The organism is Mesorhizobium salmacidum (SeqCode), assembly GCF_037179605.1.
Classification (GTDB): domain Bacteria; phylum Pseudomonadota; class Alphaproteobacteria; order Rhizobiales; family Rhizobiaceae; genus Mesorhizobium; species Mesorhizobium salmacidum.
Genome location: NZ_JAPYKS010000013.1, coordinates 42,875 through 56,426 on the forward strand (window position 1 = coordinate 42,875; position 13,552 = coordinate 56,426).

17 protein-coding genes are annotated in these 13,552 nt (G+C 64.6%); 1 reads left to right on the plus strand and 16 read right to left on the minus strand.

The window, feature by feature from the left end:
• Window positions 1–198: 198 nt before the first annotated feature.
• The 12 genes from O7A60_RS18310 to O7A60_RS18365 form a co-directional block, all read right to left on the minus strand.
• Window positions 199–618 carry a DUF1799 domain-containing protein gene (locus O7A60_RS18310; RefSeq protein WP_337107431.1) on the minus strand — a complete coding sequence of 140 codons (420 nt, stop codon included), beginning with the start codon at window positions 616–618 and terminating at the stop codon, window positions 199–201.
• A complete protein-coding gene (locus tag O7A60_RS18315) occupies window positions 576–950 on the minus strand; it encodes a hypothetical protein (RefSeq protein ID WP_337107432.1) in 375 nt (124 codons plus the stop codon). Before O7A60_RS18315 ends, O7A60_RS18310 begins: the two co-directional genes overlap by 43 nt.
• 67 nt (window positions 951–1,017) lie before the next feature.
• Window positions 1,018–1,944 carry a phage tail tube protein gene (locus tag O7A60_RS18320; protein ID WP_337107433.1) on the minus strand — a complete coding sequence of 309 codons (927 nt, stop codon included), beginning with the start codon at window positions 1,942–1,944 and terminating at the stop codon, window positions 1,018–1,020.
• Window positions 1,945–1,946: 2 nt separating this feature from the next.
• Entirely contained in the window at window positions 1,947–2,126 is a 180-nt protein-coding gene (locus tag O7A60_RS18325; RefSeq protein WP_337107434.1) for a hypothetical protein, read from the minus strand.
• Entirely contained in the window at window positions 2,123–2,560 is a 438-nt protein-coding gene (locus O7A60_RS18330) for a phage tail terminator protein (RefSeq protein WP_337107435.1), read from the minus strand. Before O7A60_RS18330 ends, O7A60_RS18325 begins: the two co-directional genes overlap by 4 nt.
• On the minus strand, window positions 2,557–3,147 hold the full coding sequence (locus O7A60_RS18335; protein WP_337107436.1) for a phage virion morphogenesis family protein: 591 nt from the start codon (window positions 3,145–3,147) through the stop codon (window positions 2,557–2,559). Before O7A60_RS18335 ends, O7A60_RS18330 begins: the two co-directional genes overlap by 4 nt.
• On the minus strand, window positions 3,147–3,578 hold the full coding sequence (locus O7A60_RS18340; RefSeq protein ID WP_337107437.1) for a gp436 family protein: 432 nt from the start codon (window positions 3,576–3,578) through the stop codon (window positions 3,147–3,149). The genes O7A60_RS18335 and O7A60_RS18340 overlap by 1 nt, the downstream gene beginning before the upstream one ends.
• On the minus strand, window positions 3,575–3,787 hold the full coding sequence (locus O7A60_RS18345; protein ID WP_337107438.1) for a hypothetical protein: 213 nt from the start codon (window positions 3,785–3,787) through the stop codon (window positions 3,575–3,577). The genes O7A60_RS18340 and O7A60_RS18345 overlap by 4 nt, the downstream gene beginning before the upstream one ends.
• A 2-nt stretch (window positions 3,788–3,789) precedes the next feature.
• A complete protein-coding gene (locus O7A60_RS18350) occupies window positions 3,790–4,281 on the minus strand; it encodes an HI1506-related protein (protein WP_337107439.1) in 492 nt (163 codons plus the stop codon).
• A 107-nt stretch (window positions 4,282–4,388) separates the two neighbouring features.
• On the minus strand, window positions 4,389–5,282 hold the full coding sequence (locus tag O7A60_RS18355) for a Mu-like prophage major head subunit gpT family protein (RefSeq protein ID WP_337107440.1): 894 nt from the start codon (window positions 5,280–5,282) through the stop codon (window positions 4,389–4,391).
• A gap of 36 nt (window positions 5,283–5,318) precedes the next feature.
• Window positions 5,319–6,107, minus strand: coding sequence for a hypothetical protein (locus O7A60_RS18360; protein ID WP_337107441.1), 789 nt, complete (start codon window positions 6,105–6,107; stop codon window positions 5,319–5,321).
• 57 nt (window positions 6,108–6,164) lie between these two features.
• Window positions 6,165–7,316 (minus strand): phage protease, encoded by a 1,152-nt coding sequence (locus O7A60_RS18365; protein WP_337107442.1) that lies wholly within the window; start codon window positions 7,314–7,316, stop codon window positions 6,165–6,167.
• 303 nt (window positions 7,317–7,619) lie between these two features.
• On the opposite strand from O7A60_RS18365, the gene O7A60_RS18370 reads away from it, so the two are divergent.
• Window positions 7,620–8,648 carry a DUF2806 domain-containing protein gene (locus O7A60_RS18370; RefSeq protein ID WP_337107443.1) on the plus strand — a complete coding sequence of 343 codons (1,029 nt, stop codon included), beginning with the start codon at window positions 7,620–7,622 and terminating at the stop codon, window positions 8,646–8,648.
• Here O7A60_RS18370 and O7A60_RS18375 read toward each other — a convergent pair.
• From O7A60_RS18375 to O7A60_RS18390, 4 genes are all read right to left on the minus strand, one after another.
• Complete coding sequence (locus O7A60_RS18375) at window positions 8,640–9,431, minus strand: phage head morphogenesis protein (RefSeq protein ID WP_337107444.1); 792 nt, start codon at window positions 9,429–9,431, stop codon at window positions 8,640–8,642. The two genes, O7A60_RS18370 and O7A60_RS18375, sit on opposite strands and share 9 nt — an antisense overlap.
• 14 nt (window positions 9,432–9,445) lie before the next feature.
• Complete coding sequence (locus O7A60_RS18380) at window positions 9,446–11,005, minus strand: DUF935 domain-containing protein (RefSeq protein WP_337107445.1); 1,560 nt, start codon at window positions 11,003–11,005, stop codon at window positions 9,446–9,448.
• Window positions 11,005–12,693, minus strand: a complete 1,689-nt coding sequence (locus tag O7A60_RS18385; RefSeq protein ID WP_337107446.1) for a terminase large subunit domain-containing protein — start codon at window positions 12,691–12,693, stop codon at window positions 11,005–11,007. Before O7A60_RS18385 ends, O7A60_RS18380 begins: the two co-directional genes overlap by 1 nt.
• A gap of 265 nt (window positions 12,694–12,958) precedes the next feature.
• Window positions 12,959–13,552 carry a DUF3486 family protein gene (locus O7A60_RS18390; protein ID WP_337107447.1) on the minus strand — a complete coding sequence of 198 codons (594 nt, stop codon included), beginning with the start codon at window positions 13,550–13,552 and terminating at the stop codon, window positions 12,959–12,961.

Below are 13,552 nucleotides of genomic sequence, written 5' to 3' on the forward strand. Positions count from 1 at the left end.
TCCGTTCGGCGGCGGCTTGGGCGGCGAGAGCTTCCGTGGCCCGGCGCGACGAGGCGACTGCCTGGTCGTTCGCGGCAGTGATGGCGCTCTGCGTGCGGGCGGCCTCGACGCCCAAGGCCTTGACACCGGCCGTGGTCTGGTCGGTCGCCGCCCTGGCGCCCGACGCTTCACCCGAGATGACCAGGGCGAGGTTCAGGCTCATTGGTCGATCTCGCCCATGGCTTCCAGCGCCGCGTGTTCCATCACGCAAATGTCGTCAAACAGACGGCGTTCCTCGCCGCGATTGCGGCGGGCATAGACCGGTTTGGCCGAGGCATAGTCGATGCCGATCCAGATCAGGCGGCTGCCATCGCCAACGGCAACCGGCACGGCGCGCCATTGCGTTTCGCAGCGGAGGAATGCCATCACCGATTGCCAGTTGATCCGCCACACGGCGATTGCCTCATCGTCATCATCTGCCTCGACCGTCACGCCGAGCTGGGCCCACTGCGCGACCAGGTCGCTGTCGATCTTCGTGGGTAGCTGAGGGTCACTGCGGCCGGCGCGGGCGAACGCCCATTCCCGCGCGGCCGCCCTCAGTTTCCCTTTCGTGCCTCGTCGGGCGCCAGCGACCGCCAATAGGCCTTGTAGAGGCCCCGGCTGAACCAGGAGAACTGCAGGCAGGCTTTCAGGGCTTCGGCGCTGAAGGGGACTTCCTCGCCCTTTTCGTCGGTCACATCGCGCCAGTTCTGGCAAACCCGCACAAGCTCGTCGTGTTGGCGCGCCTGGCGCTCCTCGGGCGTCGCCAGTGCCTCGATCTCCTTGAGCAAGGCCATGCCGGCATCCGCGCCCAGCGCCTTGAACTGCATCGTGAACGACTGCGTGACGGTTTTGCCGGGCTTGTCGGGCTCGGGGATCTGCACCTCGACCGGCCACCAGTAGATGTGCTCGTCGATGATCTTGAACTTCATTTCAGGGCCTTTCAAAAGGGGCTTTTAGGGGGCGTTGAAAAGAGGCGGCGGCCGAAGCCGCCGCGCCTTACATCACGGTGATTTTCAGCTCGTCGTCGCCGGCATCGGTGTTCAGCATGAGCGGCAGCGAGAAGTTGATGATCTTCTGGGTCTGCCCTTCGGTCGGCCGCCCGATCGAGACGGCCGGCGCGCCGAACTTGACGATGTTGCCGGCGACGGTGCCGTGCTGCGCCGCCAGCACGCCGCGCGTCTGAGCCTGGGCGATGGAGAACCAGTTGACCGTGCCGAGCGCCTGGGCCTCGACCACGGCGGTGCCGCTCGGGTTGCGGTCGACCAGCTGGATGTTCTCGTCGCCGATCAGGAAGCGCGGCTCCACCTGGTTGGCGAGGTCGAGCTGCAGGCTCTCCGCGATCGACGAGATGCCGTGCAGCGAAAGCGTGGTGTTGGCCTTGTTGACTGGCACTGGGATCTGGAAAGCGGTGTAGTCCACCGAAGGCAAGGCGCTGTCGGCGATCGTGCCGAGCATGCCCGTAAAGGTGAACGTGAAGTGCGGGATCTGCTTGGGTGTCAGGTCGATCGACACGTTGCCGCGCGCACCGAGCAGGATGTGCCGCCGGCCGTCGTGGTTGAAATACAGAGTGACCGCCTCGAACGCGGCAGAGATCGGATCATACTGGACGTCGGTGGCGGCGGTGACCGTCTCGGCCAGGCCGCAGGCCCTCAGCAGCACACCGTAGCCGGGCACGTCGCCAGCGGCTCCGGCGCCGGCAATCTCGACCTGGCCTGACATCTGCGCATAGGTGCCGACCAGGATGACGCCTTGCTGGCCAAGATAGGGCAGCATCAGGTCGCGCGACGCCTGGTCGCCGGCAAGCGGCGTGATCGTCGCGTTGTTCAGCTGAATGGCATTGGCCACGCCGGTCGGCACGGCGTCGGTGCCGTAGACGGTTTCGATCTTGGCCAGGACGGCGAGCTTTCGGTAGAACTTTGCCATGGCTATTTGCCTTTCTTGGGAGGCGTCGCTCCCGTCTCAGCGGCGGGGGTTTTGTCCTCCTGCTCAGCGGCAGGCGGCGCGGCGGTTGCGTCGTGATTGGTGAAGTCGCCGTCTCGGGTGAGCTTGCCGTCCGGCGTGCTGCGAATGTGTCGGCCGGCCGGGCGAGGCTTATAGGCTTTCATGGTTGCTCCTCTTGGTAGTAGGCGGCACCGAACAGCTCGCGCTGCCAGACGACGCCGGATTTCATCCGCAGAAGGTTCCCGGAGATGTGCTCGACGGGATCGCCAGCGGGATTGCCTGTCGGAACGAAGCCGATCAGCGCGGAGCGGACCTTGGCCTTCAACTCCTCGATATCGCCGGCCGCCGCTCCGCCCGTACCGTCCGCGACGTTGCGGGTAGCGATGACCACGGCGATATCGGCCTCGGTGCGCTGCAGCACCTTGCCCGTCATGCGCTCGTTTTCGCTGCTCTGTTCTTCCTCGATCAGCACGTATGCCGCCGGCATGGCCTTGGGCTCGCCGGTCAGGGAAGCGTAGGCCGCAGCGCCCTCGATCATCCGGAAGACTTGGGGGCTGATGGCGCCGAGGCGCTCTATGATCTCGGCCGCGATCGTCATGGCCGCGCTCCGGAAGCATCGTCGGCCTCGGCTCGGAACGCGTCCTCGGCGACATGCAGGATCTCGGCGCGATCGGCGTCGTTGAGGTAGAGCGCCTGGCGGGCCGGGATAGTGATGGTGTGCGCCCCGATCGTGACCCGCATCGTTTCCTTGCGCTTCGCCGAAGCCTTTACGAAGCGGCGGCCGCGATTGGTCTTGCCGAGGTGGATGTCCTGCTCGCGGGCAGGCATCTGGATCGTGGCGCCGAGGAACTGCGCGGCGGCATAGGCGACGTTGGTCCCGACCGCTGCGGTGTTGTCGGTCGCTTCGCCCGTGATCGAGCTATAGAGCCGGTTCTTGACGCGGAGCATGTGTCCGTAGCCGCGCTGGCTGCGGCCAATGCGCTTGGCGGCGGTGCGCGGGCTGAGGCGCGGCCATTTGCCATCCGGACCGGTCTCGGTCTCGAAATGCCGCTGGACCGCAGGCACCAGGTAGGCGGCGATCGCTTCCATGATGGTCCTGGGCGCCGTGGCAACGCGCTCGATGCGATCGAGGGTGGCGAGCACCTGCTCGTCGACCACGCGGAGCTGAATGCCCTTGGCCGCCATCACATGCCCCTCAGGCTGTGGCGGGTGAAGACGCGGTTCGGCGCACTGGTCTTGATGGCACCGCCGCCGGCTTGTTCGGGGATCTCGCCGCCGTCGTCGATCGTGACCAGGCCCTTGGCGACGTCTTTCAGCCAGGCGATCGCTGCATTATAATTGCGGGTGACGATGCTGTCCTTGTCAGCTGCCTCGCCGTGCAGGAAGTAGCGAGCGAGATCCGCCGCGATCTTGACCAGAACCGGCGGCACCACCGAGAGCGGAAGTGCATATTGCTTGCCGATATAGCCGTCGATCACACCGTCCGCATCGGCCAGCGCCCGGCCGACCACGATATCGTCGATCGTCGTCGGCGGTACGTTTGTCCGGTCTGTGAGCTGGATCAGCTCGGTGGCGCCGAAACGGTCGACTAGGTCCTGTTTGACGGCATAGCTCACACGTCACCTGCCACGAAAAGCCAGATGAAGTAGGCGAGCCAGACCAGGAGCGTGGCGGCAGAGGCGGCCGAAAAGCGAACCAGCGCCAAAACGAGGGCGCGCAGCTGATAGGACACGCCGTCCTGTGCAGTCGGCCAAAAGATCGCGCCGGCCCAGATCAGGACCGTCAGCGACAGCGGCACGAGCCAGATGGGCAGGACGACGAGCACGGTCAGATCAGCTCCACGACCAGGTTGGGTTCGGCGAACAGGGCCTCCAGCTGCTCGGGGCCTTTGAACGCGCCGATCTGATGCTCGACCGGCGCCTTGGAGTGGGCAATGCCGGCGCGCCTGAAGCCGTCGACCTTGGAGCGGATGCGGAGGCCGGCCGGCAGCTGGTCTCCGTTCTCGGCCTTCCAAGCATCGAGTTCGGCCGACATGCGGGGAAACCGGGCGCGGAACTCGGCTTCCGTGTCCAGGTGCTCGCCTTGGCTGCCAAGCGCATCGAGCGCCTCATCCAGCGCCAGCGAACCTGCGGAGCCGGCCGTATCGCCGGCCCCGCCCTGGTCGTCCGCCTTCTCGCTGGTATCGGTCCCCGTCGCCGCCCCCGACGACGGGGCATCCTGGCCTTGTGCAGCTGGCGCCACTTCCGGGCCGGATGTTTCCTGTGCGGCTGCTTCCATCTTGGGAGCTTTGGCCTTCGCCGCGCGCAACGCTTTCGCCATTGTTCAATCCTCGTCTTGGGGTCTTTGAAAAGGAGCCCGGCGGCTGCTTTTCAAAAACCCTGCCGGCACCGTGGGAGATGCCAGCAGGGGCGAATTCGGCGAGCCGATCAGGCCAGCCACGGAACCTTGAGCAGCTCGGCGGTGCCCTTCCACTCGTTGGTCTCGCCGTTGGCGCCCAGCTCGTTGTTGACGATCTTGAGGCCGGCGCTTTCGAGCGACGGCGGCACGATCAGAAGGTCGGGTGAGACGCCGATCGGCCGGCCGTAGTCGCCCTTCATCGAGCCGAGCGCGGCGCGGGCGATGGCGTAGTTCGCGGCGGTGAGCGGCTGCTTGGAGCCCCAGCACCACTGCCAGAAGCCGAACCCGACCGCCCAGCGGCCGTCCGCTCCGTAGAGGAACTGCTTGTTCATGAAGACATTGTCGTCGGTCGGCGCGTCCTTGCTGACGAACTGCGCCTCCTTGCGGATCTGCAGGATCAGCGGGTTGATCGGCTGCTTGCTGTCGATCAGGAACCAGGGCGTTCCGCCGCCACCATCGGTATTGGCGACGGAAGTGTCAGCGCCGTTTTCATCGAGCACCACATGATCGGTGTCGAAGAAGTTCTGGCCGTCGTAGCACAGGGTCGCGAAGCCGGCCTTGAGAGCCGCGAAGACGAGCACGTCCTTGCTGGAGGCGACCGCCCGGCCCATGGCGGTGAAACGCGGCGCATAGATGCCGAGGTTGTCATCCTCGACGTCGTCGCGATCAACGCCGATCGTCTCTTCATAGGGCTTGTTCTTGATCTCGTAGTCATACTGCTTGAGACCGTGGATCTGGCGCGGGCCGATCCATTCGCGCATGCCGGGCAAATCCCCGAGCCAGCCATATTTGTTCGAGCCGGTCGAAGACATGAACTTGGTGGCGATACGCGTCCACTGGCTGGGCGCCTGGCCAAGGCCGGCCTGGAAGGCGGTCGAGAAGCCGACGCGGAGGGCGTCGAGGTTGGCTGCATTCACGAGCATAGGGTCAGATCCTTGTGGGGTTGGTGGAGCGCGCGACTAGGCGCGCTCGATTTCGAAGAAGGTGTTGGCGACGCTGGCCGTGGCGTTCGTGCCGCCGACAGTCAGCGACAGCTCGTCTCCGACAACGACGGTGTTTGCGGCCGTGGGCTGGGCGAAGTCCTTGTCACCAGCAGCCGACCCCGCCTGGGTGATGGTGATGACCCCGGTGGTGACTGCAACGCCGCCGATCTTCGCCGTCAGCGTCGCGTCGCCGGTGGTCAGCACGCCCTCGATCACCGAACCGATGTTGACGATCTTGCCGGCGACGGGCGACAGCACGCGGTAGACACCGGACCCGACCAGCGTAGCGACCCGGAGCGGAACGAAGCTGCGATGGCCCGCCAGCACGGCGCGCAGGATCGCCTCGTTGAAGAGGACGTGGACCCCGCTGGCCTCGACGCCGACGATGATGCCGGCCGCCGACCTGGTCGGAACGCCTGCCGTCAGCCCGTTGGTCTTCGCAACCGTCTGGTCGTCGACCGCGTAGCAGGGCTTGCCGATGTCGGCGATCGTGATGGCGTCGGTCGACGCCGAGTTCGCCACCTTGAAGACGCCCTGGGCGACATCGATGCTCAGGTCGCCGGCCGCGCCATCGGAATTGTCGACGCGGTGGTTGGCGATGCCAACACCGGCCAGGCCGAGAGCCGTCTGGCCCTTGGTGGCGTAGCCGGTGGCGTTGCGCATGACGATCGAGCCGCTGTAGATCAGCGTCGCGGCCGCCAGGCCGAGCGACAGAATGGTGCCAGCGAGCTGGGAAGTGTTGCGGTCCTGGGAAAGAGCGGTCATGAAATCAGGTTCCTTCAGGTGGGGACGCCGCCCCGGTTGATCAGATCAGCGCGTGGCCTAGGCCTTGGCCTCGGCCTTCAGGGTTTTCTTGAAGTCGTCGGCGGTAATGCCCATCGCGGAGCAGACTGCGAGCTGAGCCTCGGTGAGCTCGGCGGCCTCGCCATCCTTCTTCGGGGTCTGGAGCTGCGGCGAGGTGAGGACCGGCGCCGAGCCGACGAACTCCTGGAACTTGGTGGGATCGGCCTTGAAAAGGTTCAGGCCCCAATCCTTCAGCGCCGGGATCAGTTTGCCGGCCTTCATGGCGCTATTGACGGCTTCCTCGGCCTTGTCGTTGCTGACCGTGCCTTCCAGCGTGTTGAGCCGGGTTTGCAGGTCGGTCACCGCCGCGATCGGAACGAACTTGGTCGGGTCGACCTTGCCGGCGATCGCTGACTGGACGGCCGTGACGATCTCGTCGGCCTTCGCCGTTGCCGCCAGGCCGGCGGCCTGGGCGAACTTGGTGCGATCGGCGACGATGGTGTTGACCGCCGCCAGGATCTCTTCCGACTTAGCCGTTTCGGTGAGGCCGGCAGCCTTGGCGATCGCCGTGCTGCTGGTCAGGTGGGCGTTGATGGCGGCAACGACGCCGTCTTCATTGGTGCCTTTGGCAAGACCAAGGGCGGCAAGGATCTTATCCATGCTGGCTCCATTTTCGTTTGAGTTGAAAAGTGCACTCGCCGCGACCGCGACCAGGTCGAGGTTCGGCGTGTTCGTCAGGCCGGCCATGCGGATGGCGAGCACCCGGCCGGTGGATTTCTCGTGGAAGAAGACGGGCGAGAGATAGCGGTACTCTTTCCGCTTGATCGCGATCGCCGCCGCCGCCGTCCATTCGACACGGCCATAGATGCCGTCGTCCTGGACCTTCAGCTCCTTGATCCAGCCGGCGGCCTTGGCTGTACCGCCGACGCCAGGCACCGCGCTGAAGATGGCCTGGTGATCATAGTCGATGACAGGTTCGGTCGAGCCGGCGAGCTGCCGCGTGTTGGCGGCGATCTGTTCCATCGACGCCTTGTCGCCGGTGGTCCATGGACCTTGCCCATTGCGCCCGGTGAACGTGCCGGCCGGCACCAGCTGCAGCCAGATATCACCTTCCGCGTCGACAGCGGTCAGCGCCGTCGAGTGGGAAGCGACCAGGGCGGCCGAAAGGAGGGCGGCAAGTGCGTTGTGCATCGCCGGACATTGGCCCGGCCGATGCCGTCAAATCATGCCCGCCATGGCGGGCGGTGGTCGATGCCTGGGGATCGAACTGGCGGGACTGGTGCTGACAGGTCCGGCCGCCGAATTCGCAGCTGAACGGTAGCCGAGAGGGGACCGACCGGCAAGCTGTCAAAAAATCCGTTTTCGCAATTGCCTCGATCGGGGTTGGATAGGCCTTAAAATCGGTTTTGAACGGGTCTACGGCGCCACGAGGCGAATTTTCGGGTAGGGATAGCCGAGCGGGTCTGACAGTGCGCGCTGTGGCGGAGGTGAAAAGTGAGCGAAGACGAAAATCGACCGGTGAGTATCTCGGGTTCTATCACGGACGTTTTGGGGTTCGGCAAGGGAGCTGGTGTCCTTGTAGGCGCCATTGAAAGAGGCATAGGTAAAGCGCTCGGTCCTTGGCAGCGTCAGCGTGAAAATCGGGCCGAGATTTCCAATGTCGAGGATTGGGCGGCTGCACTCAACAAACACGGCCTCCAGATTACGGCCGGAGAGGTGAGCCTTGCAGAACGAACAACAGCTCGCTTGGCCGTTGATGCCATGCGACATCAAGAGGCGCGCGAGGCAGTTGCAATCGAAGCCGTTGAAGATTTCAAACGCATTGCCGACGGCAGGGAGGAGTTGGAGCCCACACAGCCAGAACCCGAGTGGGTTGACAGGTTCTGGAGGTTAGCAGGCGAAGTCAGATCCGACGAGATGCGAGCTATCTGGGGACGCGTCCTCGCCAGGCAGGTTAAGGGTGAAGTCAGCTTTGCCGCCCGTACGCTTGATTTTCTGAGCACACTAAGCGGGGCCGAGGCCAATCTAATAGCGAGCCTCGCGAAATGCGTATGCCACTACGACACTGCAATCGGCGTGCCGACCAACATCCCACAGAAGACTTGCCTAATCAGAGGGGCACCACATCCTACACCTGAAGACGTAAAAATGCCTGGCAGACAGCTGGCTGACTACACCGAGGGTCTTGCAACACCGCATTTGGGCGCTATCGGCTTTTACTATGAGTCTGGTCTCGCACACGAAGCATTTGCTCGCGTCGAGGATGATCAGGTCGCCCTGAAGATCGGCGGTAGGTCCTTCGTTCTAAGGAGCATGAAGAGCTTCGGCAGCATGGTGCCGCCCCTCGAGTACAGCCGAAGGCCGGGCCAGTGCAACCTAGGAAGCGGGGAAGAGGTTACGCGGCTTGGCCGCGAGATATTGTCGCTCGTCGACGCCGAGCCCGATCCGGCCTACGTCAACGCGCTCGCGAAGGTTTACGACGCTTATGGTTGGGTGTTGCGGCCTGCGAAGGATCTAGCCTGACGGCTGGAAGCCGCCCGCTATTTTGTCGGTCGTCGCTTTCTCGATTATCGAGAAGCCCGCCTTGCCAGGATTGTAAGCCCAGCCCGGATCGATGCCTTCAGGCACCATCGTCGTCTCGCCGGTTCGCTTGTTGACGTAGGCGGTCTCGCCGCCCGCCACCGGCTTGAACTTGAGCTTTTCGCCCTCGCGCTGCAGCCGGTCGATGTCGCGCTGCGAGAGGGCCTGCAGCGTGCAGTGGCAATTCCAGCCGTTCGGGCAGGCATGCGTGTTCCACCAAGGATGGTCGACAGGCAGGACGGTGTTGTGCCAGAGCGCATGAAGGGGGCGTGGATGCTCCTGGTCCTCCAGGTGCACGTAGCGAAGAAATGGCCGCGTCGCCTTGTTGCGCTCGAATGAGGACCAGTGGCCGGCGGCGTAGCTGACGCGCATGTTGACGTCGAAGATGGTCGTCAGGCGCCTGGTGCTGCCGAGCTGCGACCAACGTGTCTCGCCGGATAGTGGATCGAAAGCGGGCTGCTGGCCCCACCAACCTTTCGCCTGGAGCAGCGGCGTCAGCTCGGTCGCGAATTGCCGGAAGGTCTTGCCCTCCGACAGGGCCTTCAGCAGCGACTGGTAGATGTCATCGAGAATGTCGAAGCCGGCCGACTTCGCCACGGTAAAGGCTCGGGCATGTGCTTCCTGCCAAGTGTCGAGCCATGAAAACTCAGGATCGAGCCGCTGACCGCGCGCGAATAGCGCGGCAATCGCGTCGCGCGGCGGCAACGGCGTCAGGTTGGCTTCCATTCGCCGGATCTCCGTCAGAGCTGATCGTCGGCCACACCCGCCAGCCGCGCGGCAAAGGCAGATTTCGCGAGCAGCTCGGTCATGGCAAATACGTCAAGGCCGGCGAAGCGCTTCGCCAGCAGGGCCTTCACATCCTCGACAGAGGATGCCGCCGCGATCTCTGTTTCGAGGCCGGCAACGATTGGCGAGACCAGTGGCATCCAGTCGGCAAGCATGGCGTCGGCCGCGCGCTCGATGGCGTCCCGTTTGTCACCGACAACCGAGTTGACGGCCTGACCAGGCTTTGGCAGTGGTTGGGCCGGGTCGGCCGCCGGGTCCACCGGCGCCGGTGCCTTGGGCGCGACCAGCAGCTCCTCGCCAGTCTTGGGTTCAGGCAGGCCGATCTTGTCGAGCATGACCTTCTTGCTGACCGGCAGGCCGAGCGGCACCAAGGTGGAGACGTTCTTGACCAGCGCCTCGACGTCTACCTCGTCGGGTCGGCCAATGCAGATCTTCGGGTATTTCTTCTGCGGACCGTGGTTCAGGTCGACAAGCGGGCGCACCAGGTCGCGGTTGAGCGTGGCGCGCAGCGACTTGGCGTCTGCCTTCTCGATGTCGTCGCGCACGCCGTCATGGACCTTGCCGACCGCATAGCTGCCCTTCTGGGCATCGGTGGTGGAGGTCTGGCCGAGAACGAGCTTTGACGTCTGGCGGTCAAGCCAGTCGGCGCGCTTCTCATATAGGTCGTGGCTGCCGGCGAGATCGGCCTTGACGAACTCAATCGCCATCGACACCGGCACGATGGCCGAATAGTCGGTGCCGATGTTGGTCACCGCTTCAAGCAGCTTTTCCTTATCCGCCTCGCTGGCGCCGGCATCATACTTGCCTAGCCGCAACGGCTGGCCATAGGCTTCGCAGAAGATCGCCCAGTCCTTGATCGTGAAGCTCTTGAACAGGAACGTCCAGGCGACGCCGCGCGCCAGGCCGCCACGAATGGGCAGGCCGGACTTGGCCTTGAAGGAATGGAAGATCCAGCCGAACGGCTTCAGCGGGTCGTTGCTGCCGCCATTGCGCAGCAGCGGCGTCTCACCGTCGACCTGGTCGAACATGAACCAGCGCGGATCGCGCCAGGCAAGCCGCTTCGGCCGCCACTGGTTTTCCGAGGTGTCCCACAGGATCTCGGTGCAGGAGAAGCCTTTGCCGGTCGCGTCCAGGATGTCGCGCAGCTCGACCTCGAATTCGTCGCGCTCGATGAATTCGCGGACCATGTCGGCGATCTCGACGCTCTTGGCGTCCTCTCCGGCCGCCTCGACCGTGATGTCCAGCCCGGCCACCTGGGCCTTGCGGGTGAAGAGCACGGATCCGTAGTGCGGATCCCGCTCTTCCATGTCCTCAGCCAGTGCAAGATAATTCTCGGGATCGCTGTCGATCGACGAGCGCAGGATCTGGGCAAGCCGACCCGGCGTCAGGCCGGCGGCCGGGTGAAGCGCGTCGTGGCGGCGCACGCTCCCGATCGTGGGCGCCGCCTGCTCTTGCTTCAGGGCAGCCGTATCGACCTTGCGGCCAAAGGCGTCGTACCAGGTGAAGGCGGCCATCAGTAGATCCCCGGATTGCGGCGAAGCGATCCCAAATGGAAGGCGCCGGATTTTTCATTGGCCCGATCGCGCCAGCCGTCGCTTTCCTGGGCGCGCTCCTCGAAGCGGCTCTTGGGTGTCGGCGCCGTGACATAGGCGTATTCGTGCCACTGCATGCGGCTGGCGAAATAGGCGAGCACCAGCGCGACCGCGAAGTCGCCGTGGCGCTTGGCGCCCGCGACGCCGACCCGCTCGGGCGGGATCGAGGGGATGCCGCGGATTACCTTGACCAGGCGCAGATCGATGGCGTGCTCGGCGTCCCTGGTGATCTGGATGGCGCCATCTTCAAAGGCGGTTTTAAGGGGCGGGAAATTCTCGTTGTACCAGGTCTGCGAGAGCTTGATCTCCCAGACCAGGCCGCCCGGCGTCTCCTCGGTGTGCAGCCCGAACACGCGCCCGAGATCCTCGGCCAGGTTGGCGCCGGTACCGGTGGCGTCGATCGCCGCGCCGACCAGGCGGGGCGCATTGCGCATGATCAGCTCGCCGATCGCCTTCTGCTCGGCAAACGGCACGTTCCGCATTTCGACCGTCAGTGCGGCGCGCCTGGTCAGCACCTTGTCGATCGAGAGCAGCGTCATCACGGCCGGATCGGCCTTGCGCGCCGGATCGTAGCCGAAGGCGTGCTGGCGGTTTTCGTCGAGGCCCTCCAGCGCTTCCTTGATCGTGTCGAGGTGGATCTGGGCGAGATGATCCCGCTCCAGCTTTGGCCGCTGCAGATAGTCCAGCGGCAAGGCGATGCGGATAACCGGTGCCTCTTCCGGCGTCAGCGTCATGCGCGCTTCGATCAGCGGCGTCGTAAGCCAGGCGCCGGAGCCCATGGAGGGAACGCAGAACAGCTCCTCGTCGGCGCCGTCGCCATAGAAGTCGATGATGTCCTGGCGCCAGGCCGCTTCGGCCTCGGGCGACCACTCGCGGCCGGTGACCAGGCAGATGCGCTCATAGAGGCCTTCCAGCAACGCCTGGTCGAAGTCGATCTTGAGATGGCTGTACTTCGACCGGCCGCCAAGAATGTCCTGGACCTGGACGTTGAATTCATTGTCGGCGCCGTTGTGGGTCGAGCAGACCACGACCTGGCCGCCCCACATCAGGTTGGCCAGCGCGGCCTTGAGCAGCTCCTTCAGGCTGTCGACGAACGCCGCCTCGTCGATGATGACCAGGCCCTGCTTGCCTCGAAGGGTGCGCGGCGCCGACGACAGTGCCAGGATTTCGAAGCCGGACGCGAACTGGATGCGGAAGGCTTTGATCTGCCGCGTCTCATCGGGGTGCGCCGGGTCGGTGTCGTCGAACAGGAATTCTTCCTGGGCGACTGCAGCGTGCGCGAACGCCCGAGCCCACATGGCACAGGCGTCGATGAACTCGCGCGTCATCTCCTGCGAATAGGAAATGTACATGGCGTCCATGCCGCCGGCATCCTTGGCCCGGCCAGCGCGCAACACGGCATAGGAGGCCAGCGCCCAGGTCTCGCCGATGCGCCGGCTCTTCTCGATGAACAGCACGCGGACGGCCGTGGTTTCGAGAAGCGATACGGTGCGGCTCTGGTAGCCCAGGAGGACGTTCGGCAATCCGACGCTGTCGATGACATCGTCGAGGTTCGCCATGCTCTCGCTGCGAACCCTTACCCAGTCCTCTTGTGGGATCGGGCCGCTCATATGCCAGCCGCCATTTCGATCGCGGCTTTCTTGCAGCGAGACCAGATCCGCAAGCCAGCCTTAAAGGAGAGCCGTGATCCAGACCGGCGCACGCGTCGACGAGCCTCGGCGTGGAGAGCACGAAGGCGCTGGGGCACGGCCGACCAGTGAAGCTGACAGACCCATTCTGAGTAGTGCACCCACAAGCCTTCAACATAGGCGCCATCCTCGGCATCAACGCGGGTGCGCTGGCAGTGGGGAACAAGGCAACGCTGCCGCACTGGCATCAGTTCGCCCTCACGCCGAGGATCTGCGCCTTGATCGCTTCTGCCGTGTCGGCCGACATGCCCTTGGCCTTGGCGACGGTGTCGACGGCCTTCTCGACATCGGCCTTGAATTCCTTCGCCACCTTGGTTCGGCGATCGCTGGAAACGCTCTGTGCTTGCGTCGCCATCTTCAGCGCCGTGGCGAGCTGCATGGCGCCGATCGGCGCGAGGCCGCTCTCGCCGGCATCGGTCAGCAGCTCGAATACCAGCGTCTTGATCGCCTCGGCCGCGATCAAAGTCAGGTCATCGGAGCTTTGCGCGTCGAAGCGCTTGGAGATGGTGGCGGCGATCTCGCGGGTGTCTTCCAGCCGGCGCGTCATCATCGCCAGCTTGATGGAGAAACGGTTGAACGCCGAGAACGACGGAATGACGAATTCCAGCTCGCCCTTATGCTCGGCCTGCAGGGCCTGCATCTTCAGGAAGAATTCTTCGTAGATCTCGGTCTGGGTTCGATCGCGATCCTGCAGGGCGGTCGCGGCCCAGGTGATGATCGGGCCGCACTCTTCGGGCAGGCGTTCGATGAGTGACAGTTGCCCACGGCCTTTGCGTGCCAT